At 58.9% G+C, this 25,888-nt stretch carries 20 protein-coding genes and 4 tRNA genes; 21 read left to right on the top strand and 3 right to left on the bottom strand.

Going from position 1 to position 25,888, the window contains the following annotated elements; all coding sequences use genetic code 11:
• Window positions 1-41 precede the first annotated feature (41 nt).
• From GH663_RS18515 to GH663_RS18495, 5 genes are all read left to right on the top strand, one after another.
• Window positions 42-1,280 carry a TolC family protein gene (locus GH663_RS18515; RefSeq protein WP_246181644.1) on the top strand — a complete coding sequence of 413 codons (1,239 nt, stop codon included), beginning with the start codon at window positions 42-44 and terminating at the stop codon, window positions 1,278-1,280.
• Window positions 1,277-2,416 (top strand): efflux RND transporter periplasmic adaptor subunit, encoded by a 1,140-nt coding sequence (locus GH663_RS18510; RefSeq protein ID WP_153133100.1) that lies wholly within the window; start codon window positions 1,277-1,279, stop codon window positions 2,414-2,416. The genes GH663_RS18515 and GH663_RS18510 overlap by 4 nt, the downstream gene beginning before the upstream one ends.
• Entirely contained in the window at window positions 2,413-5,523 is a 3,111-nt protein-coding gene (locus GH663_RS18505) for an efflux RND transporter permease subunit (RefSeq protein WP_153133099.1), read from the top strand. Before GH663_RS18510 ends, GH663_RS18505 begins: the two co-directional genes overlap by 4 nt.
• Window positions 5,520-5,858, top strand: a complete 339-nt coding sequence (locus tag GH663_RS18500) for a P-II family nitrogen regulator (protein WP_153133098.1) — start codon at window positions 5,520-5,522, stop codon at window positions 5,856-5,858. The genes GH663_RS18505 and GH663_RS18500 overlap by 4 nt, the downstream gene beginning before the upstream one ends.
• A gap of 91 nt (window positions 5,859-5,949) precedes the next feature.
• Entirely contained in the window at window positions 5,950-6,900 is a 951-nt protein-coding gene (locus GH663_RS18495; RefSeq protein WP_153133097.1) for a GAF domain-containing protein, read from the top strand.
• On the opposite strand, the gene GH663_RS18490 is transcribed toward GH663_RS18495, so the two are convergent.
• From GH663_RS18490 to lgt, 3 genes are all read right to left on the bottom strand, one after another.
• Window positions 6,897-7,649, bottom strand: coding sequence for a hypothetical protein (locus GH663_RS18490; protein WP_153133096.1), 753 nt, complete (start codon window positions 7,647-7,649; stop codon window positions 6,897-6,899). The genes GH663_RS18495 and GH663_RS18490 overlap by 4 nt on opposite strands.
• Window positions 7,650-7,657: 8 nt before the next feature.
• The gene (locus GH663_RS18485) at window positions 7,658-8,134 is read right to left on the bottom strand and encodes a VOC family protein (protein WP_153133095.1); all 477 of its coding nucleotides are present in this window, start codon (window positions 8,132-8,134) and stop codon (window positions 7,658-7,660) included.
• A gap of 74 nt (window positions 8,135-8,208) precedes the next feature.
• On the bottom strand, window positions 8,209-8,997 hold the full coding sequence (gene lgt / locus GH663_RS18480; RefSeq protein WP_153133094.1) for a prolipoprotein diacylglyceryl transferase: 789 nt from the start codon (window positions 8,995-8,997) through the stop codon (window positions 8,209-8,211).
• An 89-nt stretch (window positions 8,998-9,086) separates the two neighbouring features.
• On the opposite strand from lgt, the gene ilvD reads away from it, so the two are divergent.
• The 16 genes from ilvD (at window position 9,087) to rpoC (ending at window position 25,823) form a co-directional block, all read left to right on the top strand.
• Window positions 9,087-10,943, top strand: a complete 1,857-nt coding sequence (gene ilvD, locus GH663_RS18475; RefSeq protein WP_153133093.1) for a dihydroxy-acid dehydratase — start codon at window positions 9,087-9,089, stop codon at window positions 10,941-10,943.
• A complete protein-coding gene (locus tag GH663_RS18470) occupies window positions 10,940-11,557 on the top strand; it encodes a LysE family transporter (protein ID WP_153133092.1) in 618 nt (205 codons plus the stop codon). The genes ilvD and GH663_RS18470 overlap by 4 nt, the downstream gene beginning before the upstream one ends.
• 171 nt (window positions 11,558-11,728) lie before the next feature.
• Complete coding sequence (locus tag GH663_RS18465; protein ID WP_066882889.1) at window positions 11,729-12,037, top strand: c-type cytochrome; 309 nt, start codon at window positions 11,729-11,731, stop codon at window positions 12,035-12,037.
• A gap of 101 nt (window positions 12,038-12,138) precedes the next feature.
• Window positions 12,139-12,223, top strand: a tRNA-Tyr gene (locus GH663_RS18460).
• Between the two features lie 41 nt (window positions 12,224-12,264).
• Window positions 12,265-12,338, top strand: a tRNA-Gly gene (locus GH663_RS18455).
• A gap of 30 nt (window positions 12,339-12,368) precedes the next feature.
• Window positions 12,369-12,443: transfer RNA gene (locus GH663_RS18450), tRNA-Thr, on the top strand.
• 53 nt (window positions 12,444-12,496) lie between these two features.
• Window positions 12,497-13,687 carry an elongation factor Tu gene (gene tuf / locus GH663_RS18445; protein WP_153133091.1) on the top strand — a complete coding sequence of 397 codons (1,191 nt, stop codon included), beginning with the start codon at window positions 12,497-12,499 and terminating at the stop codon, window positions 13,685-13,687.
• Between the two features lie 60 nt (window positions 13,688-13,747).
• A tRNA-Trp gene (locus GH663_RS18440) sits at window positions 13,748-13,823 on the top strand.
• Window positions 13,824-13,847: 24 nt separating this feature from the next.
• The gene (gene secE / locus GH663_RS18435) at window positions 13,848-14,201 is read left to right on the top strand and encodes a preprotein translocase subunit SecE (protein WP_153133090.1); all 354 of its coding nucleotides are present in this window, start codon (window positions 13,848-13,850) and stop codon (window positions 14,199-14,201) included.
• The gene (gene nusG, locus GH663_RS18430; protein WP_066879528.1) at window positions 14,198-14,731 is read left to right on the top strand and encodes a transcription termination/antitermination protein NusG; all 534 of its coding nucleotides are present in this window, start codon (window positions 14,198-14,200) and stop codon (window positions 14,729-14,731) included. The genes secE and nusG overlap by 4 nt, the downstream gene beginning before the upstream one ends.
• 109 nt (window positions 14,732-14,840) lie before the next feature.
• Window positions 14,841-15,272 (top strand): 50S ribosomal protein L11, encoded by a 432-nt coding sequence (gene rplK / locus GH663_RS18425; protein ID WP_066879525.1) that lies wholly within the window; start codon window positions 14,841-14,843, stop codon window positions 15,270-15,272.
• Between the two features lie 2 nt (window positions 15,273-15,274).
• Complete coding sequence (gene rplA, locus GH663_RS18420; RefSeq protein ID WP_153133089.1) at window positions 15,275-15,970, top strand: 50S ribosomal protein L1; 696 nt, start codon at window positions 15,275-15,277, stop codon at window positions 15,968-15,970.
• Between the two features lie 225 nt (window positions 15,971-16,195).
• Window positions 16,196-16,693 (top strand): 50S ribosomal protein L10, encoded by a 498-nt coding sequence (rplJ, locus tag GH663_RS18415; RefSeq protein WP_153133088.1) that lies wholly within the window; start codon window positions 16,196-16,198, stop codon window positions 16,691-16,693.
• A 37-nt stretch (window positions 16,694-16,730) separates the two neighbouring features.
• Window positions 16,731-17,102: a 50S ribosomal protein L7/L12 gene (gene rplL / locus GH663_RS18410; protein ID WP_153133087.1), complete on the top strand. Its 372-nt coding sequence runs from the start codon at window positions 16,731-16,733 to the stop codon at window positions 17,100-17,102.
• Between the two features lie 207 nt (window positions 17,103-17,309).
• Window positions 17,310-21,593 (top strand): DNA-directed RNA polymerase subunit beta, encoded by a 4,284-nt coding sequence (rpoB, locus tag GH663_RS18405; protein WP_153133086.1) that lies wholly within the window; start codon window positions 17,310-17,312, stop codon window positions 21,591-21,593.
• A 21-nt stretch (window positions 21,594-21,614) separates the two neighbouring features.
• Window positions 21,615-25,823, top strand: a complete 4,209-nt coding sequence (rpoC, locus tag GH663_RS18400; RefSeq protein WP_153133085.1) for a DNA-directed RNA polymerase subunit beta' — start codon at window positions 21,615-21,617, stop codon at window positions 25,821-25,823.
• Window positions 25,824-25,888 lie beyond the last annotated feature (65 nt).

The following is a 25,888-nucleotide window of genomic DNA, read 5'->3' as shown; positions in this document are numbered from 1 at the left end:
GGCGGCAACCCCGGTGGCATACGGTTTGCTAAAAGAAAGCGATGATGCGATTCAAAAAAATACTTGTTTTAGGGAGCAGCCTGGTCGCAACGCTGGTCTTTGCCCAGCCCGAGTACGACCTGCCGAGCCTGGAAGCGCTGGCCATGAGTTCAAGCCGGGCAATTCAGGCCGGCCGCGACCAGGTCAATGCGGCCCGTTATGCGGTCGATAGTGCTGGTGCCTTTCCCAATCCCGAGCTGGAATATTTGGCCGGCACGGCGCGGGCACGCAGTCCAGGTGGCAATCCAGGGGATGCGCGCAGCGCTTCGCTGACCCAGCCGCTCGATATGCCGTGGCGCCGTTCGGCCCGGATCGGCGTCGCCGAGGCCGGGCTGGAGGCGGCGACGGCCGGCAACCGGGCTTTCGAGGCCGACTTGTTGGCCCGTTTGCGGGCGCGTTATTTCGAAGTGTTGCGGCGCGAGGCCGAGTTGCGGAATGCCCGGGAAGACGTTGCCCTGATGGAGGGGGTGCGCTCGCGGATCGCGCTGCGTGTCGAAACGGGTGAAGCGCCACGCTTCGAGTTGATCAAATCCGATGCGGAAACCTTGAATGCCCAGAAGAACGCGCAGGCCGCCGGTTTCCGGCTCGAACAGGCGCGTTCGCTGCTGCGTCAGATCGTCGGTGGCGCCTTGCCGGCCGAATTTACGCTGACCAGCCGCTTGCGCGATGTGCCGGCCCTGACGCCGCTCGATGTCGTGCGCAAGGAACTGGCCGAATCCAGCCCGGATTTGGCGCGCGCCCGCGCCGAAATGGTGCGCGCCGAGCGCCAGCTTGATCTGGAACGTGTCCAGCGCTGGCCCAATCTGGCCGTCAAGGCCAGCGTCGACGAAGACCCCGATCTGCGTACCTCGAAAGTCGGTATCGTCATGTCGATCCCCTTGTGGGACCGCCGTAGCGGTCCCATCGGCGAGGCCTCGGCTCAACTGTCGCGGGCCCGCAACGAACTGGAGTCCCAGCAGTTTTCGCTGGCCCAGGCTCTGGAAGTCGCGTACCAGCAATATGAAATTGCCCAAAACCAGGTGACGGCGCTCGAGTCGGGCATTGTCCGTCAGGCCGAAGCGGCGCTGAAGGTGGCTGAAGCTGCCTATCGTTTTGGTGAGCGGGGATTTATTGAGGTGCTCGACGCGCAACGGGTCTACCGCGCGGCGCGGGCCGAGTTGATTGCTGCGCGCTATGAACTGGCGGCAGCCTGGGTGGAAATCGAAAGACTACGGGCCGTGCCCGGAGGACGCAAAGAATGAAAAAGGCTCTTTTTATACTGTTGACCGCAGCAGTGCTGGCCGGCTGCAACAAGGACGATGACGCGGCGGTGGCCAAGCCGTCGACCGATCCGACCATGGTGGCGCCGGCTCAGGAACTGTTGGCCCAACTCAAGCTGGCGCAGGTGCGCAGCGAGCCGGTGGCGGAGACGCTGCGGGTGGCTGGACGGATCGATTTCGACGAGCATCGCCTAGCCCGGATTGGCGCAACGATTACTGGCCGGGTTACCGATATCGATGCCTGGCTTGGCCAGACAGTAAAAAAGGGCGATGTGCTGGCGCGCTTGAATAGCAGCGAGTTGTCCAGCCAGCAACTGGCCTACTTGAAGGCGCGCGCCCAGCTTGAGCTGAACCGGCGCAATGCCGAGCGTGCCAAGGCGCTGTTCGAGTCGGATGTGATCGCTGCGGCCGAATTGCAGCGCCGCGAGAGCGAATATCAGATTTCCGTTGCCGAAACCCGCGCCGCAGCCGATCAGTTGCAGTTGCTCGGTGTCAGTGCGGCGGCGATTGATCGCCTTGGCAAACAGGGCGCGGTCAATTCGCTGACCCCGGTGGTGGCAACCCTGAACGGTGTGGTCGTCGAGCGCAAGCTGGCCCAAGGCCAGGTGGTGCAACCGGCCGATACCTTGTTCGTGGTGGCCGATTTGTCGCGCCTATGGGCTGTCGCCCAGGTGCCCGAGCAGCAGGTCAGCCAGGTCAAGGAAGGTCAGTCGGTGACGATCGAGGTGCCGGCACTAGGCAATGAACGGCTGATCGGCAAGCTGATCTACGTCGGTCAGACTATCGACCCCGATACCCGGACGGTGCTTGTCCGGACCGAACTGGAAAATCATGAAGGCCGGCTGAAGCCGGCGATGCTGGCTTCGATGCTGATCGAAGCGAAGCCGGTCGAGCGCCTGGTCGTGCCGGCCAGCGCCGTTGTCCGCGAGAGCGACGAGGATCATGTCTTCGTCGCCGAGGGCGATGGTGTCTTCCGCCTGGTCAAGGTCAAGCTCGGGCCGGAGCAGGGCGGGCAGCGTGTCGTGCGGTCGGGTTTGAAGGGGGATGAGAAGCTGGTGGTCGATGGCGCTTTCCACCTGAACAACGAACGCAATCGCAAGGAAATGGAGGGCACGTGATCGAGTCACTGGTTCGTGCGGCGCTCAAGCAGCGCCTGATCGTTGCGGTCATTGCCGCCATCCTGTTCTTCTTCGGCCTGAATGCGGCGCAGAAGCTGTCGGTCGATGCCTTCCCGGATGTCACCAATATTCAGGTGCAGATTGCGACCGAGGCACCGGGGCGTTCGCCGGAGGAGGTCGAGCGTTTCGCCACCGTGCCGCTGGAGGTGGCGATGACCGGCCTGCCCGGGCTGGAGGAAATGCGTTCGCTTAACAAGCCGGGCCTGTCGCTGATCACGCTGGTTTTCAACGACAAGACCGACGTTTATTTTGCCCGCCAACTGGTCATGGAGCGCCTGCTGGAGGTCGGCTCGCGCCTGCCACAAGGCATTACGCCGGTGCTTGGGCCGGTATCGACCGGTTTGGGCGAGGTGTATCAATACACGCTGGAACGATCGGATGACGGCGATCGAGCGTTGACGCAGGAAGAGTTGATGCAGCGCCGGGTGGCCCAGGACTGGGTGGTTCGACCGTTGCTGCGTTCGATTCCCGGGGTCGCCGAAATCAATTCGCAGGGCGGTTTTGCCAAGCAGTATCAGGTGCTGGTCAATCCGGACAAGCTGCGCCATTTTGGTCTGAGCGTGACTGACGTCTATCAGGCGGTTGGCCGCAACAATGCCAATGCCGGCGGCGGGGTGCTGCCGCAATACGCCGAGCAGTATCTGATCCGCGGCGTCGGCCTGGTTCGCGACCTGGATGATCTGCGTGCCATCGTGCTCAAGGAAAAGGACGGCGTGCCGGTCTATGTCCGTGATGTCGCCGAGGTGCAGATCGGCCACGAGGTCCGCCAGGGGGCGGTAATCAAGAACGGCACGACCGAGGCGGTCGGCGGCGTGGTCATGATGATCGCCGGCGGCAATGCCAAGGCGGTGGTCAGCAAGATCAAGGCGCGGGTCGACGAGATCAACGCCAAGGGAATGTTGCCCGATGGTCTGAAAATCGTCGCTTATTACGACCGTTCGGAATTGGTCGATGCGGCACTGTGGACCGTTACCAAGGTGCTGCTCGAAGGTGTCGTGCTGGTCGTCGTCGTCCTTTTCCTCTTCCTCGGCGATGTCCGTTCATCGCTGATCGTCGTCGCGACCCTGGTCCTGACGCCCTTGCTGACCTTTACCGCGATGAACAAGCTCGGCATCTCTGCCAACCTGATGTCGCTGGGCGGCCTGGCTATTGCCATTGGCCTGATGGTCGACGGCTCGGTCGTCGTCGTCGAGAATGCCTTCCTGCAACTGGGGCGCAATGCCAACAAGGGGGAAAGCCCGTTGCGGGTCATTCTGCATGCCGTGGTCGAGGTGGCGACGCCGGTCATCTTCGGTGTCGGCATCATCATTCTCGTTTTCCTGCCCCTGATGACCTTGCAGGGCATGGAAGGCAAGATGTTCGCACCACTCGCCTACACCATTGCGATTGCACTGGGTATTTCGCTCATCTTGTCGATGACGCTGACACCGGTGATGTCTACTTACCTGCTCAAGCCGCCGGCGCATGATGGCGATCACGACACCAAGCTGATCGCAGCGATGAAGCAGCGTTACCTGAAGATGCTGCACTGGGCGCTCGGCAACGAGAAGAAGACGGTGGCGGCAGCGGTTGGTGCCTTCGCGCTGACCATTGCGGTGCTGCCTTTGCTCGGCACGGCCTTCATTCCGGAAATGAAGGAAGGTTCGGTGGTGCCCGGCATCAACCGCGTGCCGAACATTTCGCTCGAAGAGTCGATCAAGATGGAAATGGAGGCGATGCGCCTGGTCATGCAGGTGCCCGGCGTCAAGTCGGCGGTCTCCGGTGTCGGCCGTGGCGAGTCGCCGGCCGACCCGCAGGGGCCGAACGAATCGACGCCGATTGTCAGCCTGAAGCCGCGCGCCGAATGGCCGGACGGTTGGACCCAGGACGACATTCAGGATGCCATGCGGGAAAAACTGAAGGGCTTGCCGGGCGTGCAGATTGTCATGGCGCAGCCGATTTCGGACCGTGTCGACGAGATGGTGACCGGTGTTCGTTCCGACATCGCGGTCAAGGTTTTTGGCGACGATCTCGATCAGCTGAAGCGGGTTGCCGGCCAGATCGGCAAGGTGGCGCAGGCGCTGCAGGGCGCTCAGGATTTGCGCATCGAGCGGATCAGCGGTCAGCAGTATCTGTCGGTCGAAATTGACCGACAGGCGATTGCTCGTATCGGCCTCAACGTTTCCGATGTCAATGACGTGCTGGAAACGGCAATCGGCGGCAAGGAGGCGAGCGAAATCTTCGAAGGCGAGCGGCGTTTCCCCGCTGTGGTTCGTTTGCCGGAGCGCTTCCGCAATAATGTCGAAGCCATTTCGAATGTGCTGATTACCTCGCCGAATGGGGCGCAGGTACGTTTGACCGACGTTGCGAAAATCCAGGTGATGGACGGTCCGGCGCAGATTTCGCGTGAACTGGGCAAACGTCGCATCGTGGTCGGCGTCAACGTCAAGGACCGCGACCTCGGCAGCTTCGTTGCCGAACTGCAACAGAAGGTCGCCGCGCAGATCAAGCTGCCGGAAGGCTATTACCTGGAGTGGGGCGGCCAGTTCCAGAACATGGAGCGGGCGCTGGGGCACCTGATGGTGATTATCCCGATCACCATTGCCGCGATTTTCTTCCTGCTCTTCCTGCTCTTCAATTCCCTGCGCTTTGCGACGCTGATCATCACCGTGCTGCCCTTTGCGTCGATCGGCGGCATCATCGGTCTGTTCGTTGCCGGTGAGTACCTGTCGGTGCCGGCCTCGGTCGGATTCATCGCGCTGTGGGGTATTGCAGTGCTCAACGGGGTGGTGCTGGTCTCGTATATCCGGGGTCTGCGCGAAGAAGGGCGCAGCGTCCGCGATGCCGTGGTCGAAGGTGCCACCTTGCGTTTCCGTCCGGTCATGATGACGGCGACGGTAGCCATGCTCGGCCTGATTCCCTTCCTGTTCTCGACGGGGCCGGGGTCCGAGGTGCAGCGCCCGCTGGCAATTGTGGTTATTGGTGGTCTGATTACGTCAACCCTGCTGACGCTGGTGGTCTTGCCCACCATCTACCGCTGGTTTGACGAGGAGGAGGTTGAAGCATGAAAGAGATCAAGGCCATCATCCGGCCCAATAAATTATCGGTATTGCGCGATGCGCTGATCGCCCTGCCTGGGTTCCCCGGGATGACGGTGAGCAAGGTGGAGGGGTGCAGTGCGCCGACCCGGCATGCGCCGGTCCGCGTCAAGATCAAGGACGAACTGACGGACTACACGCCCAAGGTGCGCGTCGAGATCGTTGCGCCGGATGAGGTGGCGGAAGCCATCTTCCAGCGCATTACCGAGGTGGCGCAGACCGGCCATTACGGTGATGGACTGGTCTGGATCAGCGATGTCGAGCGGGCTGCGTTTGTCTTCAAGACGACGCCGGGGCCGGATTGATTGGTAGATATATTACTTTTGTAATAGCGTGAGGTATTTCACACTGCTGGGTTTTCCCGCTGCTTAAAATCGGTAGCCATCTGAATGGGCCATGCAAATTGGCCATTGGCTGCCGAATTTCATGGAAAACTTGCTCAATCCCGGTCTCGCCTCGACATTGCTGTCGCCTTACGACCTGCAGGAAGGCGTCGCCTCCTTGTCGCGCGGCGTCTTCTTCAAGGAGGCGTCGCTCGACATGACCTTGAGCATTCTGACCGAATCGGCGGCGCGGATGTCCGGTGTCGAGCGGGTCAGTATCTGGGCCCTCAACAATGGTCAGCAGGAATTGCGCTGCCTGGAACTGTATGAGCGGTCATCGGCCCGTCACAGCAGCGGCGGGGCATTGCTGGCCAGCCAGTATCCGGCCTATTTTCAGGCCCTGCACAATGAAGGCTGCATTGCGGCTGATGATCCTGCCCAGCATCCGATGACGCTGGAACTCAACGCCGATTATCTGCAACGCCATCGGGTGTCGGCCATGCTGGCGACACCGATCCACATTCGCGGCGAGTTGCAGGGGGTGCTCTGCCTCGAGCAGGTCGGCCCACGTCAGCCATGGGCTGCCGTGCATCGTCTGTTTGCCCAGGCGGTCGCCAATCTGGTAACCCTGGCCCTGGTCGAGTACGAGGCGGAGCAGGCGCGGACCCAAGCCCGGACGGCAAACGAGCGGCTGCAGGCAGTCTTCGACGCCTCGCGCGATGCCATGCTGCTGGTCGATGGTGAGAGCGGCATCGTGCTGGACGCCAACCGGCAGGCCGAGAGCCTGTTTGCCTACCCGCGCCGCTTGCTGATCGGCAAGCATCAGCGCGCCTTGCATCCCGTGGCGGTGGCCGACGAATGCGCGTTGCGCTTCCGGCAACTGGTTACCGGGCAGTCGCAGTCACGCATTTTTACCGATATTCAACGGGCCGATGGCAGCGTCAAGGCGGTGGAAATCGCGACCGAAGTGGCTGATGTCAGCGGTGGCCGTAAACTGGTGCTGGGCATTTTTCGCCCGATTTAGGCGTCTACCGCAGCAATCGCCGTTTCGAGCTGGTCCAGGATGGCGAGCAGGCCCTGGCGCACCGTGCCGTTCTCTAGTTGATCGATGCCGCTCGGGATGGCCTGGACCAACTCGCGGCACAGGTGAAGGATGCCGTAGAGTTCAAGATGTTCGGCCTGCTGGGCCAGTTCTCCGGCTTCGATCTTCAGGGCGTAGGCATCGAGCGGCAGCGCGGCCAGGGCGTCGCGCAGGCGTTCCAGCCGCTCCCGCGCCTCGCTGGCGAACAGGCGATCGAGCACCGGTGAGCGCTCGACGGCTTGCCCGCCGGGGCTGAGGCAGCCTTCCAGACGCTCGGCAAAATGGCGGGCCCGTTCGGCGAACAGCACATGTTCGAGGCCGCTCGCTTCGTCGAAGCACTCGATGGTAGCGCTGAGGGCGGCGATCAGGCGGGCCGGCGGTGTTCCCTCGAGGCCGTCGGCAGCGCTGGCCAGTGCTTCGCCCAGGCGCAGGCAATCGGTATCGGCGCTTTCCAGCGCAACGCCGTACAGCGCAAAAACCGCTGGTCGCACGCTGTCGGTCTCGACATGGTGGCGGGCCGACCAGGCTGCGGCCAGGTTGCGGCAAGCCGCGACCCAGCGCTGATTGAGTTCCTTGGCGAAGCGCAGCGGGCGCGGCTTGGCGACCCAGGGCAGGATGGCGGCGGTCGCCTCCAGTGTTGGGGCGAGCGCCGCGCGGGTTTCCTCGAGATCTTTCTCGGGGATGTCAGCCATGCTCAGTCCTATTGGGCCGCCAGTTTGGCGAAGGCACTGACCACTTCCGGCGGCGCCTGAACCAGCTCGATCAGCACACCTTCGCCGCCAATCGGAAACTCCTCGTTGCCTTTCGGGTGCAGAAAGGTGATGTCGAAGCCGGCCGCGCCTTTGCGGATGCCACCCGGGGCAAAGCGGACGCCTTTGGCGCCGAGCCATTCGACGGCTTTCGGCAGATCATCGATCCACAGGCCGACATGGTTGAGCGGCGTGGCGTGCACCGCCGGCTTCTTCTCCGGGTCGAGCGGTTGCATCAGGTCGACTTCGACCTTGAAGGGGCCGCTGCCCATGGCGCAGATATCTTCATCGACGTTTTCACGCTCGGAAACGAAGGTGCTGGTCACTTCGAGGCCGAACATGTCGACCCACAGCGTGCGCAGTTTTTCCTTGGATGGGCCGCCGATGGCGATTTGCTGAATGCCGAGAACCTTGAATGGACGTTGCATGGGTGCCTTCCTGTCGTTGATTAATCAATGTAATTCATAATTATACGGTCTTCGCCGGTTAGGGGAAGGACTGCTCAGGCGCGTTTCCGGTAGGCCAGGACAAGCATGGTGAGGCCGATCAGGATCATCGGCAGCGACAGCCACTGGCCCATGCTGATGGTGTAGGACTGACCGAATATGCCGTGGTCTGGTTCGCGGAAAAATTCGGTAATGAAACGGAAGCTGCCATAGCCGATCAGGAAAACGGCCGACACGGCGCTACGCGGCCGCGGCTGGTTGCTGAACAGCCAAAGAATGACAAAGAGGGCGAGGCCTTCGAGGCCGACATGGTAAAGCTGCGACGGGTGGCGCGGTGCCATGTCGCCGGCTTGCGGAAAGATCATCGCCCACGGCAGGCTAGGGTCGGCGATCCGGCCCCACAGTTCACCATTGATGAAGTTGCCGACCCGGCCGGCGGCCAGGCCGAGCGGGACCAGAGGCGCAATCAGGTCGGTGACGTCGAACCAGTTCATCCGTTGCTTGCGCGCCCACAGGCCGATGGCGATCAGGACGCCGAGAAAGCCGCCATGAAAACTCATGCCGCCTTTCCAGACGGCAACGACTTCGAGCGGATGGGCCAGGAAATATTCCGGCTCGTAAAACAGCACCTGGCCCAGGCGGCCACCAATGATCACCCCCAGCATGCCGTAGAAGAGCAGGTCGTCGAGTTGTTCGACGCTGAGTGGAGAAAGGCTCTTCTTGATCCGGTAGCGACCGAGCAAAATAAATTGAACGAAGGCGAGCAGATACATCAAACCGTACCAACGTACCGAGAGCGGTCCGAGTGAGAAGGCGACAGGGTCGAACTGGGGATGTAGAAGCATCAATTGTGCAGAGTGGGCTAGAATTAGCCGATTATAGTTCGCGCCATTTGTCGCAAGATTTCGGCGCATCGTTTTCGACGGAGATTTTCATGCCTCAGTACCGTTCCCGCACCTCCACCCACGGCCGCAACATGGCCGGTGCCCGCGCCCTGTGGCGCGCGACCGGCATGAAAGATGGCGATTTCGAAAAGCCGATCATCGCCGTGGTCAACAGTTTCACCCAGTTCGTGCCCGGTCACGTGCACCTAAAGGACATGGGCCAACTGGTGGCGCGCGAGATCGAGGCGGCCGGCGGCATCGCCAAGGAATTCAACACCATCGCCGTCGACGACGGCATCGCCATGGGCCACAGCGGCATGCTCTATTCGCTGCCCAGTCGTGACCTGATCGCCGACTCCGTCGAGTACATGGTGAACGCCCATTGCGCCGATGCCATGGTCTGTATTTCCAATTGCGACAAGATCACCCCGGGCATGCTGATGGCCGCCATGCGCCTCAACATCCCGGTCGTTTTCGTTTCCGGCGGCCCGATGGAAGCCGGCAAGGTCACCGTGCAGGGTCAGGTCATTCATCTCGATCTGGTCGATGCCATGGTCAAGGCGGCCGATGCTTCGGTTTCCCAGGCTGATCTGGACGAGATCGAGCGTTCCGCCTGTCCGACCTGCGGTTCCTGCTCGGGCATGTTCACTGCCAATTCGATGAACTGTCTGACCGAAGTGCTCGGTCTCAGCCTGCCCGGCAACGGTACCGTCGTCGCCACCCACGCCGACCGCAAGCAGTTGTTCCTGCGCGCCGGTCGTCTGGCGGTCGAACTGTGCCAGCGTTATTACGAGCAGGAAGATGCCTCGGTGCTGCCGCGTGCGATTGCCACCAAGGCCACCTTTGAGAATGCGATGACTCTCGATGTCGCCATGGGCGGCTCGACCAATACCGTGCTCCATATCCTGGCGACAGCGCAGGAAGCAGGTGTCGATTTCACGATGGCCGACATCGACCGCATTTCGCGTGCTGTGCCCTGCCTGTGCAAGGTGGCGCCGATGACCGACAAGTACCACATCGAGGATGTGCACCGCGCTGGCGGCATCATGGGCATCCTTGGCGAGCTAGATCGTGCCGGCCTGCTGCATCGCGATGTGCCGACCATCTATGCCAAGACCCTGGGTGAGGCGATCGATCGCTGGGATGTCGTCCGCGAGCACGACATCAAGGTGCACGAATTCTTCAAGGCCGGGCCGGGTGGCGTCCCGACGCAAACGGCTTTCTCGCAGGACCGTCGTTATAACGAGCTCGACCTTGACCGGACCAATGGCTGCATCCGCAACAAGGCCAATGCCTATTCGCAGGAGGGCGGCCTCGCCGTGCTGTACGGCAACATCGCGCTCAATGGCTGTATCGTCAAGACGGCCGGGGTCGACGAGTCGATCTGGAAGTTCACCGGCAAGGCGCGCGTCTTCGAAAGCCAGGATGCTGCGGTCGACGCCATCCTGGGCGAGAAAATCGTCGCCGGTGATGTGGTTGTCATCCGCTATGAAGGTCCGAAGGGTGGCCCGGGCATGCAGGAAATGCTCTACCCAACCTCCTATCTGAAGTCGATGGGGCTGGGCAAGGAATGCGCCTTGCTGACCGATGGCCGTTTCTCCGGCGGAACGTCGGGCCTGTCGATCGGCCATGCCTCGCCGGAAGCGGCGGACGGCGGGGCGATCGGTCTGGTTGAAGAAGGCGATACGATTGAAATCGACATCCCGCAGCGGCGTATCCATCTGGCCGTTTCCGACGAGGTGCTGGGCGCTCGGCGTGCCGCGATGGAAGCCAAGGGCGAGGCGTCCTGGCAGCCAATCAATCGCGAGCGTGTCGTTTCGGCTGCGTTGCAGGCCTATGCGCTGATGGCGACGTCGGCCGACAAAGGCGCCGTGCGTGACGTCACCCAGATCCAGCGCCGCAAATGAGCTTCAGCGTCTGGCTCGGTTTCCTGCTGGCGGCGATCCTGATCGCCGTCACACCCGGGCCGGGCGCTGTCGTCAGCATGAGTACCGGGATGCGCCACGGCTACGGCTCGGCCGCACAGGTTATCCTTGGCTTGCAGACGGCCCTGCTGACGCATTTGGCAATCGTCGGGCTGGGCTTGGGGGCGCTGCTCGCCGCATCCGACCTTGCCTTTACGGTCGTCAAGCTTTGCGGAGCGGCCTATCTGGTCTGGCTGGGGGTCGCCAAATGGCGCGCCTTGCCGCTGCCGGCCGATAACGAGGCGCCTTCGTTGAAAGCGAAGGGGTTTTTCCTGCAGGGTCTGTTGGTCAATTTGACCAATCCGAAAGCCATTGTTTTTATCGGTGCGCTGGTTCCGCCGTTCATCGACGCCGGCTCAGCGCTGCTGCCGCAATATCTGACGATTGGTTTGACGCTTTGTCTGACCGACATGATCGTCATGTCGGCCTATGCACTAGTGGCGGTCCGTCTGGCGCGGTGGCTGCATGACCCAAAATCGATACGCCTACAAAACAGGCTGTTTGGCGGTCTCTTCGTATCGGCTGGGGCGTTGCTGGCAATCTCATCGCGCACTTGATGCCTCGTCGGTCATCGCTTTTTAATTCGGTGCGTTAATTAACGGAGGCGGATGCTGGTCATTAAAGCCAGTCATCCAGCTTTCAACGTCGAGCGGTGGTTTGCATGCGACCCCAAAGGGTCTTATCATCGCACGCTGATTTACCCATCAACCCGATAAACGGAGCGAGAAATGAAAGCTGTTTATGTAGCCATGATGGCTGCTGCTGGTATCGTGATGGCCGGCCAGGCCCAAGCTGACGAAGCACTGGCCAAGGCCAAGAACTGCATGGCTTGCCACGCCATCGACAAGAAGCTGGTTGGTCCGGCGTACAAGGATGTGGCCGCCAAGTACAAGAGCGACAAGAATGCCGTTGCGACCCTGGCTGCCAAGGTCAAGGCAGGTGGCAAGGGTAACTGGGGTGAAATCCCGATGCCGCCGAACAATGTTACGGACGACGAAGCCAAGAAACTGGTTACCTGGATTCTGGCGCAAAAGTAAGTTGTCGTTGTGTTTTATCGAAAGCCGGCCTCTGGTCGGCTTTTTTATTAAATAGATTGTTGACACTTCTGTGTAATGTCCGGATAATCTTGCGTTCTCCCGGAGGGATACCCAAGCGGTCAACGGGAACAGACTGTAAATCTGTCGGCTCTGCCTTCGAAGGTTCGAATCCTTCTCCCTCCACCAGATTAAATGCTGTAGCGGCCTGTGCTGCGGGCAAGGGTTAAGCGGGTGTAGCTCAATGGTAGAGCTGAAGCCTTCCAAGCTTAAGACGAGGGTTCGATTCCCTTCACCCGCTCCACAACGCGGTACGGCTGGAGTTTTAAGGTAGGCCCATGTGGCTCAGTGGTAGAGCACTCCCTTGGTAAGGGAGAGGTCGGCAGTTCGATCCTGCCCATGGGCACCACCGATTAGCTTGGATTCTGGATTTTTTGCTTATTTAATTATTGAGGAACTGGAATGGCTAAGGAAAAATTCGAGCGTACCAAACCGCACGTAAACGTCGGTACGATTGGTCACGTTGACCACGGCAAGACCACGCTGACGGCAGCGATCACGACGGTGCTGTCGAAGAAGTACGGCGGCGCCGCCAAGGCTTACGATCAGATTGACGCAGCCCCGGAAGAAAAGGCTCGCGGCATCACGATCAACACTGCGCACGTCGAGTACGAAACCGCCAATCGTCACTACGCCCACGTTGACTGCCCGGGTCACGCCGACTACGTCAAGAACATGATTACCGGTGCTGCCCAGATGGATGGCGCCATCCTCGTCTGTTCCGCTGCTGACGGCCCGATGCCGCAAACCCGCGAACACATCCTGCTGGCCCGTCAGGTCGGTGTGCCGTACGTTCTGGTCTTCATGAACAAGTGCGACATGGTGGATGATGCCGAACTGCTCGAGCTGGTCGAAATGGAACTGCGCGAGCTGCTCTCCAAGTACGACTTCCCGGGCGACGACACCCCGATCATTCACGGTTCCGCCCTGAAGGCCCTCGAAGGCGATCAGTCGGAAATCGGCGAGCCCTGCAGCTTCCGTCTGGCTGATGCTCTGGACTCCTACATCCCGACCCCGGAGCGCGCTGTTGATCTGCCGTTCCTGATGCCGGTTGAAGATGTCTTCTCGATCTCTGGTCGCGGCACCGTGGTGACCGGCCGTATCGAACGTGGCGTCGTCAAGGTTGGCGAAGAAATTGAAATCGTCGGTATTCGCCCGACCGTCAAGACCACCTGTACCGGTGTCGAAATGTTCCGCAAGCTGCTCGACCAAGGTCAGGCTGGCGATAACGTTGGCGCCCTGCTGCGTGGTACCAAGCGTGAAGACGTCGAGCGTGGTCAGGTCCTGTGCAAGCCGGGCTCGATCACCCCGCACACCCACTTCACTGGCGAAGTGTATGTTCTGTCGAAGGACGAAGGTGGTCGTCACACCCCGTTCTTCAACAACTACCGTCCGCAGTTCTACTTCCGTACCACCGACGTGACCGGCGCGATCTCCCTGCCGGAAGGCGTTGAAATGGTCATGCCGGGTGACAACATTCAGATGACCGTTAAGCTGATCGCACCGATCGCCATGGAAGAAGGTCTGCGTTTCGCCATCCGTGAAGGCGGTCGTACCGTCGGCGCCGGTGTCGTTGCCAAGATCATCGAGTAATAAGTAGTTTTTGTAGTTAAGGCGCTTCGGGTAACCGAGGCGCTTTGATGTTTCTGCAGCAGGGGTGTAGCTCAATTGGTAGAGCAACGGTTTCCAAAACCGTAGGTCGGGGGTTCGATTCCCTCCGCCCCTGCCACTCTCTTTAAAGATCGCGAACGTCATGGCTGACAAGATCAAGTTTGCGCTGGCGCTGGTTATTCTGGCAGCTGGCGTGGCTGGCTTCTACCTGCTCTCGGAGCAGGCAATGATTTTGCGCGTCCTGGCGGTTCTCGTTGGGTTGGCGCTTGCTGTTTCCGTGGCTTGGAAGACCGAGCCTGGGCAGCGTTTTTTTGTTTTTGCCAACGAAGCGGTGATTGAGGCCAAGAAAGTCGTCTGGCCGACCCGCAAGGAAACCATGCAGACTACAGGTGCTGTTTTTGCCTTTGTGGTCGTGATGGCCTTATTCCTCTATTTGACTGATAAGAGCCTCGAATGGGTTCTTTATGATCTCGTGTTGGGCTGGAAGAAATCATGAGTAAACGTTGGTATGTTGTACATGCCTATTCCGGCTTCGAGAAGAGTGTGATGCGCGCCATTCAGGAGCGCATCACTCGTCTGGATATGCAGGATAAGTTTGGCCGTATTCTGGTTCCGGTCGAAGAGGTCGTCGAAATGAAGGGCGGCCAAAAAGCCATTTCCGAACGCAAGTTCTTTCCCGGCTATGTGCTGGTCGAAATGGAGATGGACGATGATTCTTGGCATCTCGTAAAAAACACGCCGAAAGTAACCGGCTTTGTGGGCGGGACGGCAAATCGCCCGACGCCGATTTCCGAAAAGGAAGTCGAAAAAATCATGCAGCAAATGCAGGAAGGGGTTGAAAAACCTCGTCCCAAGGTGCTGTTTGAAGTTGGTGAGGTTGTGCGTGTCAAGGAAGGTCCGTTTACTGACTTCCATGGCTCGGTCGAAGATGTTAACTATGAAAAAAATCGCTTGCGTGTCTCGGTGACTATTTTTGGTCGCGCGACGCCGGTCGAACTGGAGTTTGCTCAGGTCGAAAAGTCCTGAGTTCTGGATTCAAGGGCAAGCCGAAAGCCCCTTGTTTCGGCACGAGGAGCGTCGCTAAGGTCGGTTATCCGATTTGGGGCGCGTTACTACTCATTTATTAGGAGCAATTATGGCCAAGAAAATTATTGGCTACATCAAGCTGCAAGTGCCAGCCGGCAAAGCAAATCCGTCCCCCCCGATTGGTCCGGCGCTGGGTCAGCGCGGTCTGAACATCATGGAGTTCTGCAAGGCATTTAATGCCCAGACCCAAGGTGTTGAGCCTGGTCTGCCGATTCCGGTGGTGATTACCGCCTTTGCCGACAAGTCCTTCACGTTCGTGATGAAGACGCCGCCGGCAACCATCCTGATCAAGAAGGCAGCCGGTATCAAGTCCGGTTCAGCCAAGCCGCACACCGACAAGGTCGGCAAGATTACCCGTGCGCAGGCCGAAGAAATCGCAAAGACCAAGATGCCTGACCTTACCGCGGCCGATATGGATGCTGCTGTTCGTACTATCGCTGGTTCCGCCCGTTCCATGGGCATCACGGTTGAGGGTCTGTAATCATGGCAAAGCTCACCAAAAAGCAAAAAGCTGTAGCAGGCAAGATCGTTGCCCAGAAGCTCTATCCGATTACGGAAGCGCTGACCCTGGCCAAGGAAACTGCCACTGCCAAGTTTGACGAATCGATCGATGTTGCGGTCAACCTCGGTGTTGATGCACGTAAATCGGATCAGGTTGTCCGTGGCTCCGTCGTCTTGCCGGCTGGTACCGGTAAGTCAGTTCGTGTTGCCGTGTTCGCCCAGGGCGACAAGGCCGAAGCCGCCAAGGCTGCAGGCGCCGAAGTCGTCGGTTTCGACGACCTGGCTGCCGAAGTCAAGGCCGGCAATCTGAATTTCGACGTCGTCATCGCGACGCCGGATGCCATGAAGGTTGTTGGCCAGCTCGGCCAGATCCTTGGTCCGCGTGGTTTGATGCCGAATCCGAAGGTTGGTACGGTGACTATGGACGTCACCACTGCCGTCAAGAACGCCAAGGCTGGTCAGGTTCAGTACCGTACCGACAAGGCTGGCATCATCCATGCCACGATCGGTCGTGCTTCCTTCTCGGTCGAGAATCTGGAAACCAATTTGAAGGCGCTGGTTGATGCGCTGCAAAAGGCTAAGCCGGCTTCTTCGAAAGGTCAGTATCTTCGCAAGATTGCCGTTGCAGCGACAATGGGTCCTGGCGTTCGCATCGATCAGGCGTCGCTCGCGGGCTAAAACGTACTTTGGGTCGCCGGTTGTTGCTTCGGCAATGACGGGCGGATCGTCAAAGACCGCAGGTGCCCCGCAAGGGGCTTAATCGCGAAAGTATCCTGCGCAGACGGTGTCCCAGAACAAGATTTTCTGCTGACCGGTAACGGGCGGCATAGCTTCTGGTTCAGGTCGCCGTAGGTGCGGCGGGAATTTCCCCGTCGTGTTATGACTTGAAAGGAGGAAAGACCTGTGGGTCTCAATCTGAACGACAAAAAAGCGGTTGTAGCTGAGGTGTCGGCACAAGTGGCCAACGCACAGACTATCGTGATTGCCGAATACCGTGGCATTGAGGTTACCGACCTCACCGTGCTGCGCAAAAAGGCGCGCGAGTCGGGTGTGTATCTGCGCGTGTTGAAGAATACCTTGGTTCGTCGCGCGGTCGCGGACACTGCGTTCGCTGGCCTGGCAGACCAAATGGTCGGACCGCTGATTTATAGCGTTTCCGAAGATCCGGTGGCTGCAGCGAAGGTTCTCAACGACTTCGCTAAAACCAACGACAAGCTCGTGCTGAAAGCCGGCTCCTACGCCGGCCAAGTACTCGACAAAGCCGGTGTACAGGCACTTGCCTCCGTCCCGAGCCGTGAAGAGCTGCTCTCCAAGCTGCTGTACGTCATGCAAGCACCGGTTGCCGGCTTTGTCCGTGGCCTGGCCGCACTGGCAACGCAGCGCGAAGAAGCCGCTGCTTAACCGTACCGCTTACGAACTGATTTAGGAGTTATTTGAAATGGCAATTAGCAAAGAAGACATTCTGGAAGCCGTTGGCGCCCTGACCGTTATGGAACTGAACGACCTGGTTAAGGCGTTCGAAGAGAAGTTTGGCGTTTCCGCCGCTGCCGTCGCCGTTGCCGGCCCGGCTGCTGGTGGTGCTGCCGCTGCCGAAGAGCAGACCGAATTCACCGTTGTCCTGGCTGCTGCCGGCGACAAGAAGGTTGAAGTCATCAAGGTCGTGCGTGCTGTTACCGGTCTGGGCCTCAAGGAAGCCAAGGATCTGGTTGATGGCGCTCCGAAGGCTGTCAAGGAAGGCGTTTCCAAGGCTGATGCTGAAGCCCTCAAGACGCAACTTGAAGCTGCTGGCGCCAAGGTCGAAGTCAAGTAATCGACCTGAAGTGTTTGGGCTGGTGACGGTGTCGCCAGCCCTTTTCTGCTTTGTATGACAGGTTCAACCCAGCAAAAAGATAAACTTGAATAACGCCAGCCGGCAAACGCAAACCTTGCTTACTTCCTTGGGTCCAAGGAGGAGAGCTCGTTTGCGTTTGCCTGTTTCGACAGGTTTAACGTTTGATTTTATCCTCACGGAGTTACCATGACTTACTCCTTCACCGAGAAGAAACGCATCCGCAAGAGCTTCGCTAAGCGTAGCAGCGTGCTTGATGTTCCCTTCCTGCTTGCCACTCAGCTTCAATCCTTTACCGCTTTTTTGCAAGCGGAGATTCCAGCTGAAAAGCGTAAAAATGAAGGCTTGCAGGCTGCGTTTACCTCGATATTCCCGATCGTTTCGCATTCCGGTAACGCCCGCCTTGAGTTCGTCAGCTACATGCTTGGCGAGCCGGCTTTTGACGTGACCGAATGCCAACAACGCGGATTGACCTTTGCTTCGTCATTGCGTGCGAAGGTGCGTCTGGTGATCATGGATCGGGAAGCCCCGGATACCGTGAAGGAAGTCAAAGAGCAGGAAGTTTACATGGGCGAGATTCCGCTCATGACGACGAACGGCTCATTCGTGATCAACGGTACGGAGCGAGTAATCGTTTCCCAGTTGCATCGCTCGCCTGGCGTTTTCTTCGAGCATGACCGCGGCAAGACCCATAGCTCCGGCAAGCTGCTGTTCTCGGCACGGATCATTCCGTATCGCGGTTCTTGGTTGGACTTCGAGTTCGACCCGAAAGACACGCTCTTCTTCCGTGTCGACCGCCGCCGCAAGATGCCGGTCACGACGCTGCTCAAGGCGATCGGGATGTCTTCCGAAGAAATCCTGGAGCAGTTCTTCGATTTCGATACCTTCCTGCTGGGCAAGGAGTCAGTCGAGTTTACCCTGGTGCCGGAACGTCTGCGTGGCGAGGTGGCCCGCTTTGATTTCGTCGGCCCGGATGGCAAGGTTATTGTCGCCAAAGACAAGCGTATTACGGCCAAGCACATTCGTGACATCGGTGCTGCCTCGCTGAAGCAGCTCGTCGTGCCCGAGGATTTCTTCATTGGCCGCGTTATCGCCAAGAACATCATCGACAAGGCTACTGGCGAGGTTGTCGCCAATGCCAATGACGAAATTACCGAAACGCTGCTCGCCAAGCTGCGTGAAGCCGAGATCACCACCGTTGAAACGCTGTACACCAACGACCTTGATCGTGGTGCATTCATCTCCAACACGCTGCGCGCCGACGAAACAGCATCCCGCCAGGCGGCCCGCGTTGCGATCTACCGGATGATGCGTCCGGGCGAGCCGCCGACCGAAGAAGCTGTTGAGATCCTGTTCAACGGTTTGTTCTACTCCGATGAGCGTTACGATCTGTCCGGCGTCGGCCGTATGAAGTTCAATCGTCGTCTGGCTCGCCCCGACGTTATTGAATACAAGGTCATGGTTCGGAGCTTGGCCTCCAAGGCCGAGGCTGCCTTGAAGAACCTGGCTGAAGGGTCTGGCTTCTCCCTCGCGGCGATACAGGATCTGGTCAGCTTGATGCCTTATGGCCCGCGTGCACTGTCCGAGAACCTGACCCAAGAGCTTGCTGAAAATCTGGCTGCCAAGATCAAGCCTCTTGGTGCCAATGTTGAAGTTCGCGAGCAACTGACGCTGTCGCCGCGCGACATCGTCGAAGTCATCAAGATTCTTTGCGAACTGCGCAATGGCCGCGGCGAAATCGACGATATCGATCACCTCGGCAATCGTCGCGTTCGTTCCGTTGGCGAACTGGCTGAGAACCAGTTCCGTGCCGGTCTGGTGCGTGTCGAACGCGCTGTCAAAGAGCGCTTGAGCCAGGCCGAGTCGGATAATCTTATGCCGCACGACCTGATCAATGCCAAGCCGATCAGTGCTGCAATCAAGGAGTTTTTTGGTTCCAGCCAGTTGTCGCAGTTTATGGACCAAACCAATCCGTTGTCGGAAATTACGCACAAACGTCGCGTCTCCGCTCTCGGCCCGGGTGGTCTGACCCGCGAACGTGCCGGCTTCGAGGTGCGCGACGTGCATCCGACCCACTATGGCCGCGTTTGCCCGATCGAAACCCCGGAAGGTCCGAACATCGGCCTGATCAACTCGCTGGCGCTGTTTGCCCGGGTTAATGACTATGGGTTCATCGAAACTGCCTATCGCAAGGTCATCGATTCCAAGGTAACCAACGATATCGAGTATCTGTCGGCAATCGAAGAGGGCAACTATGTCGTTGCTCAGGCCAATGCATCGCTGGATGAAAATGGTCGCTTGTCGGATGACTTGGTCACTTGTCGTGAGAAGGGTGAAACCATTCTGGCCGAGCCGTCGCGTGTTCAATACATGGACGTCGCGCCGGGTCAGATTGTTTCCGTTGCTGCCTCGCTGATTCCCTTCCTCGAGCATGACGATGCGAACCGTGCCTTGATGGGCGCCAACATGCAGCGTCAGGCCGTTCCTTGCCTGCGTCCCGAGAAGGCGCTGGTGGGTACGGGGATCGAACGCACGGTTGCGGTCGACTCCGGAACGGCCGTCGTGGCTCGTCGTGGCGGCATGGTGGATTACGTTGATGCCGGTCGCGTGGTCGTCCGGGTTAACGACGATGAAACCGTCGCTGGTGAAGTCGGTGTCGATATCTACAATCTGGTTAAATACACCCGTTCCAACCAGAACACCAATATCAACCAGCGTCCGCTGGTCAAGGTTGGCGACAAGATCGCCTGCGGCGATGTCGTGGCCGACGGTGCGTCAACCGACAAGGGCGAACTGGCTCTTGGCCAGAACATGTTGATCGCCTTTATGCCATGGAATGGCTACAACTTCGAAGATTCGATCTTGATCTCCGAGCGCGTCGTTGCCGAAGATCGCTATACCTCGATCCATATCGAAGAACTGACGGTCGTTGCGCGCGATACCAAGCTTGGTCCTGAAGAAATCACCCGCGACATCGCCTCCTTGGGAGAAGTTCAGCTTTCTCGCCTCGATGACTCCGGTATCGTCTATATCGGTGCTGAAGTTGAAGCCGGTGACGTCCTGGTTGGCAAGGTAACGCCGAAGGGCGAAACCCAGCTGACGCCGGAAGAAAAGCTTCTGCGCGCCATCTTCGGTGAAAAGGCCTCCGATGTTAAGGACACCTCGCTGCGCGTACCGTCCGGTATTGCCGGTACCGTCATCGACGTTCAGGTCTTCACCCGTGAAGGCATAGAGCGTGACAAGCGTGCCCAGTCGATCATCGACGAGCACCTGCGTCATTACAAGCTGGATCTGGCTGACCAGATGCGTATCGTTGAACGCGATGCATTTGCTCGTGTCGAACGACTGATCCTTGGCAAGAAGGCCAATGGTGGTCCGAAGAAATTGGCCAAGGGGTCGGTCATCGAGCAGTCCTACCTCGACGGGATGGATCCGCATCACTGGTTCGATATTCGTCTGGCAGAAGATGACGTCGCCCAGCAACTGGAGCAGGTCAAGGATGGTCTGGAACAGGCACGCAAGGACTTCGACGTTGCTTTCGAAGGCAAGCGCAAGAAGTTGACGCAAGGTGACGAATTGCCGCCGGGCGTGCAGAAGATGGTCAAGGTCTATGTAGCGGTCAAGCGTCGTCTGCAGCCGGGCGACAAGATGGCCGGTCGTCACGGTAACAAGGGTGTGGTCTCCCGTATCCTGCCGGTTGAAGACATGCCGCACATGGAAGATGGCAGCCCGGTCGATATCGTGCTGAATCCGCTGGGTGTGCCGTCACGGATGAACGTCGGTCAGATTCTCGAAGTACACCTCGGCCTCGCCGCCAAGGGGCTCGGTCACCAGATTGGTGCCATGCTACGGGCTCAGGCCAACGTCAAGGAAATGCGTAGTTTCCTCGACAAGATCTACAACTCGGGTGGCAAGGCTGAAGATCTTGATCAGCTGAGCGATACCGAAATCATGGAAATGGCCGGCAATCTGAAGGATGGTGTGCCGTTCGCGACGCCCGTCTTCGACGGGGCCAAGGATGCAGAGATCAAGGCGATGCTGGCACTGGCAGGTATGCCGTCTTCCGGTCAGATGACCTTGTTTGATGGCCGTACCGGCGAAGCATTCGAGCGTCAGGTGACGGTTGGCTACATGCACTACCTGAAGCTGCATCACCTGGTCGATGACAAGATGCATGCCCGTTCGACCGGCCCGTACTCGCTGGTTACCCAGCAGCCGCTGGGTGGTAAGGCGCAGTTTGGTGGTCAGCGCTTCGGTGAAATGGAAGTGTGGGCACTTGAGGCTTATGGTGCATCCTACGTGCTGCAGGAAATGCTGACCGTCAAGTCCGACGACGTGAATGGCCGTACCAAGGTCTACGAGAACATCGTCAAGGGCGAGCACAGGATCGAGGCCGGCATGCCGGAATCTTTCAATGTGCTGGTCAAGGAAATTCGTTCGCTGGCGATCGATATCGATCTGGAACGTTACTGATTTAGGGCTGGGAGTTAAACGATGAAAGCATTGCTCGATCTATTCAAGCAGGTAACCGCCGAAGAGGAATTCGACGCGATTACCATTGGTCTCGCCTCGCCCGAAAAGATCCGTTCCTGGTCCTACGGTGAAGTCAAGAAGCCCGAAACCATCAACTACCGCACCTTCAAGCCGGAGCGCGATGGTCTGTTCTGTGCCAAGATCTTTGGCCCGATCAAGGACTACGAGTGCCTGTGCGGCAAGTACAAGCGCCTGAAGCATCGTGGCGTGATCTGCGAGAAGTGCGGCGTCGAAGTGACACTGGCCAAGGTGCGTCGTGACCGCATGGGTCACATCGAACTGGCCTCGCCGACCGCCCACATCTGGTTCCTGAAGTCCCTGCCGTCCCGTCTCGGCATGGTGCTCGACATGACGCTGCGCGATATCGAGCGCGTCCTGTACTTCGAGGCCTATGTCGTTTGCGATCCTGGTATGGTCAGCAACCTTCAGCGTGCCCAACTGCTCACCGAAGAGCAGTATCTGGAGATGATGGAAGAGCATGGCGATGAATTCCATGCTCTGATGGGCGCCGAAGGTATTCGTGAACTGCTGCGCAACCTCGATCTGCCGAGCGAAGTCGAATCGCTGCGCGCCGAGCTGGAAGTTACCGGTTCGGAAGCCAAGAACAAGAAGCTCGCCAAGCGTCTGAAGATTCTCGAAGGTTTCCTGAAATCTGGTATCAAGCCGGACTGGATGGTCCTCGAAGTGCTGCCGGTGCTGCCGCCGGACCTGCGTCCGCTGGTGCCGCTGGATGGTGGTCGCTTCGCTACTTCTGACCTTAACGACCTTTACCGTCGCGTCATCAACCGGAACAACCGTTTGAAGCGTCTGCTTGAGCTGAAGGCGCCGGAAATCATCGTTCGCAACGAAAAGCGCATGTTGCAGGAGTCGGTTGACTCCCTGCTCGACAACGGCCGTCGTGGCAAGGCGATGACCGGTGCCAACAAGCGTCCGCTCAAGTCGTTGGCCGACATGATCAAGGGCAAGGGCGGTCGTTTCCGTCAGAATCTGCTCGGTAAGCGCGTCGACTACTCCGGCCGTTCGGTCATCGTGGTTGGTCCGCAGCTCAAGCTGCACCAGTGCGGTCTGCCCAAGCTGATGGCACTGGAACTGTTCAAGCCGTTCATCTTCCACAAGCTGGAAGTGCTCGGCTACGCCACCACCATCAAACAAGCCAAAAAGATGGTCGAAGGCCAAGAGCCGGTGGTCTGGGACATCCTCGAAGATGTCATCCGCGAACACCCGGTCATGCTGAACCGTGCGCCGACCCTGCACCGTCTGGGTATCCAGGCATTCGAGCCGACCCTGATCGAAGGTAAGGCCATCCAGTTGCATCCGCTGGTTTGCGCGGCCTTCAACGCCGACTTCGACGGTGACCAGATGGCCGTCCACGTGCCGTTGTCGCTCGAGGCGCAGATGGAAGCCCGTACCCTGATGCTGGCCTCCAACAACGTGCTGTCGCCGGCCAACGGCCAGCCGATCATCGTGCCGTCGCAGGATATCGTGTTGGGTCTGTACTACGCGACCCGCGAAAAGGTTAATGGCAAGGGCGAAGGCATGTATTTCGCCAATACCAACGAGATCGAGCGTGCCATGGCCGCCAAGGAGCTCGATATCCACTCGCGCATTTCCGTTCGCCTGACTCAATACGAGGCTGCTGCGGTGGACGGCGAGTGGAACGAGAAAATCGTTCGTGTCGAAACCACGGCCGGCCGCGCGCTACTCTCCAAGATCCTGCCGAAGGGTCTGCCCTTCAAGGCGATCGACCGGGCGCTGAAAAAGAAGGAAATCTCCAAGCTAATCGACGAGTCCTTCCGTCGCTGTGGCTTGAAGGAAACTGTCATCTTCGCCGATAAGCTGATGCAAAACGGCTATGCCCTGGCTACCCGTGCTGGTATCTCTTTCTGTTCGGACGACATGCGCGTCCCGGCCAAGAAGCACGAAATCATCGCGGCAGCCGAAGCTGAAGTAAAAGAAATCGAAATCCAGTACACCAATGGCCTGGTCACCAACGGCGAACGCTATAACAAGGTCGTCGATATCTGGGGCCGCACCGGCGATCAGGTTGCCAAGGTCATGATGGACGAGCTTGGTCATGAGGAAACCATCGACCGCCACGGCAAGAAGGTCAAGCAGGATTCCTTTAATTCCATCTACATGATGGCCGACTCGGGTGCCCGCGGTTCGGCGGCGCAGATTCGTCAGCTAGCCGGTATGCGCGGCTTGATGGCAAAGCCGGATGGTTCGATTATCGAAACACCGATCACGACCAACTTCCGCGAAGGTCTGAACGTTCTCCAGTACTTCATCTCGACCCACGGTGCTCGTAAGGGTCTGGCCGACACGGCACTGAAGACGGCAAACTCCGGCTACCTGACTCGTCGTCTGGTCGATGTGACGCAGGACTTGGTCATCACTGAAGATGATTGCGGTACCAAGAACGGCTTCCCGGTCAAGGCTCTGGTCGAAGGTGGTGAGGTTATCGAGCCCTTGCGTGAGCGTATCCTCGGCCGTGTCACGGTTGACGATCTGGTCGATCCGGAAACCCAGGAAACTGTGATTTTCGCCGGCACCATGCTCGACGAGGATCTGGTCGATCTTATCGATAAGCTGGGCATCGATGAGGTCAAGGTTCGCACCCCGCTGACCTGCGATACTCGTTATGGTCTGTGTGCCAAGTGTTATGGTCGTGACCTCGGTCGTGGCACGATGGTTAATGCCGGCGAATCGGTCGGTGTTATCGCCGCCCAGTCGATTGGCGAGCCGGGTACCCAGCTCACTATGCGTACCTTCCACGTCGGTGGTGCCGCTTCCCGGGCGGCTGTTGCTTCCCAAGTCGAATCGAAATCGGCCGGTACGGTGCGGTTCACCGCAACCATGCGTTATGTCACCAGCGCCAAGGGCGAAAAAGTTGTCATTTCCCGTTCTGGCGAGGTGCTGATTACGGATGATCATGGTCGTGAGCGCGAGCGTCACAAGGTACCGTATGGCGCCATGTTGTCGGTCGATGACGGCAAGGTGGTCAAGGCCGGTGCCAAACTGGCGACCTGGGATCCGCACACCCGTCCGATTGTTACGGAATACGCCGGTACCGTCCGCTTCGAAAACGTTGAAGAGGGTGTCACTGTCGCCAAGCAGGTTGACGATGTAACCGGTCTTTCCACGCTGGTGGTTATCGATCACAAGCGTGGCGGTAAGGCCGCGACCAAGGGTGTCCGCCCGGTCGTCAAGCTGCTCGATGAGTCTGGTCAGGAGGTCAAGATTCATGGTAGCGATCACGCTGTATCGATCGCCTTCCAGGTTGGCTCCATTATTTCGGTGCTCGACGGCCAGCAGGTTGGCGTTGGTGATGTGCTGGCGCGTATGCCGCAAGAGTCTGCCAAGACCCGCGACATTACCGGTGGTTTGCCGCGCGTTGCCGAGTTGTTCGAAGCCCGCACCCCGAAGGATGCCTCCGTGTTGGCCGAGTTCACCGGTACGACCAGTTTTGGTAAGGACACCAAGGGTAAGCAGCGTCTGATCATTACCGACCTTGACGGCAATCAGCACGAATTCCTGATTTCCAAGGATAAGCACGTTCTGGTGCACGACGGTCAGGTGGTCAACAAGGGTGAGAAGATCGTCGAAGGCGAGCCGGATCCGCACGATATTCTGCGTTTGCAAGGTGTCGAGGCGCTGGCCCGCTACATCACCGACGAAGTGCAGGACGTCTATCGTCTGCAAGGCGTGAAAATCAACGACAAGCATATTGAAGTGATTGTTCGTCAGATGTTGCGTCGAGTGACGATTACCGAACCGGGTGATACGAAGTTCATCAAGTCGGAACAGGTTGAGCGTGCCGAGTTGCTGGCTGAAAACGACCGTGTCGTTGCTGAAGGCAAGTTGCCGGCCAATTTCGACCATATGCTGCTCGGTATTACCAAGGCTTCTTTGTCCACCGATTCGTTTATTTCGGCTGCTTCCTTCCAGGAAACGACGCGCGTCCTTACCGAGGCCGCCATCATGGGCAAACGGGACGAGCTGCGCGGTCTGAAGGAAAACGTTATCGTCGGCCGTCTCATTCCGGCGGGTACTGGTCTCGCCTACCATCGCACGAGGAAGGCGCAGACTACCGGCGAAGATATTGCCGGGCGTACCAACACGGACGCGGCGGAAGCGCCTGTTGTTCAGGAAGTGGATCAAGCCTCCTGATTTAGCATGCACCCCCATGTCTCGTTGACATGGGGGTTGATAAACCATAGAATTTATGGTCTTTG

Source organism: Dechloromonas hortensis, assembly GCF_009469765.1.
Taxonomy (GTDB): domain Bacteria; phylum Pseudomonadota; class Gammaproteobacteria; order Burkholderiales; family Rhodocyclaceae; genus Azonexus; species Azonexus hortensis.
This window is presented reverse-complemented; position numbering and strand designations above follow the sequence as displayed.

Excerpts from the sequence above, each read along its gene's own strand:
- GH663_RS18515 (WP_246181644.1), top strand. The coding sequence starts at position 42 with ATGATGCGATTCAAAAAAATACTTGTTTTAGGGAGCAGCCTGGTCGCA.
- GH663_RS18510 (WP_153133100.1), top strand. The coding sequence starts at position 1,277 with ATGAAAAAGGCTCTTTTTATACTGTTGACCGCAGCAGTGCTGGCCGGC.
- GH663_RS18500 (WP_153133098.1), top strand. The coding sequence starts at position 5,520 with ATGAAAGAGATCAAGGCCATCATCCGGCCCAATAAATTATCGGTATTG.
- GH663_RS18495 (WP_153133097.1), top strand. The coding sequence starts at position 5,950 with ATGCAAATTGGCCATTGGCTGCCGAATTTCATGGAAAACTTGCTCAAT.
- GH663_RS18490 (WP_153133096.1), bottom strand. The coding sequence starts at position 7,649 with ATGGCTGACATCCCCGAGAAAGATCTCGAGGAAACCCGCGCGGCGCTC.
- GH663_RS18485 (WP_153133095.1), bottom strand. The coding sequence starts at position 8,134 with ATGCAACGTCCATTCAAGGTTCTCGGCATTCAGCAAATCGCCATCGGC.
- lgt (WP_153133094.1), bottom strand. The coding sequence starts at position 8,997 with ATGCTTCTACATCCCCAGTTCGACCCTGTCGCCTTCTCACTCGGACCG.
- ilvD (WP_153133093.1), top strand. The coding sequence starts at position 9,087 with ATGCCTCAGTACCGTTCCCGCACCTCCACCCACGGCCGCAACATGGCC.
- GH663_RS18470 (WP_153133092.1), top strand. The coding sequence starts at position 10,940 with ATGAGCTTCAGCGTCTGGCTCGGTTTCCTGCTGGCGGCGATCCTGATC.
- GH663_RS18465 (WP_066882889.1), top strand. The coding sequence starts at position 11,729 with ATGAAAGCTGTTTATGTAGCCATGATGGCTGCTGCTGGTATCGTGATG.
- tuf (WP_153133091.1), top strand. The coding sequence starts at position 12,497 with ATGGCTAAGGAAAAATTCGAGCGTACCAAACCGCACGTAAACGTCGGT.
- secE (WP_153133090.1), top strand. The coding sequence starts at position 13,848 with ATGGCTGACAAGATCAAGTTTGCGCTGGCGCTGGTTATTCTGGCAGCT.
- nusG (WP_066879528.1), top strand. The coding sequence starts at position 14,198 with ATGAGTAAACGTTGGTATGTTGTACATGCCTATTCCGGCTTCGAGAAG.
- rplK (WP_066879525.1), top strand. The coding sequence starts at position 14,841 with ATGGCCAAGAAAATTATTGGCTACATCAAGCTGCAAGTGCCAGCCGGC.
- rplA (WP_153133089.1), top strand. The coding sequence starts at position 15,275 with ATGGCAAAGCTCACCAAAAAGCAAAAAGCTGTAGCAGGCAAGATCGTT.
- rplL (WP_153133087.1), top strand. The coding sequence starts at position 16,731 with ATGGCAATTAGCAAAGAAGACATTCTGGAAGCCGTTGGCGCCCTGACC.
- rpoB (WP_153133086.1), top strand. The coding sequence starts at position 17,310 with ATGACTTACTCCTTCACCGAGAAGAAACGCATCCGCAAGAGCTTCGCT.
- rpoC (WP_153133085.1), top strand. The coding sequence starts at position 21,615 with ATGAAAGCATTGCTCGATCTATTCAAGCAGGTAACCGCCGAAGAGGAA.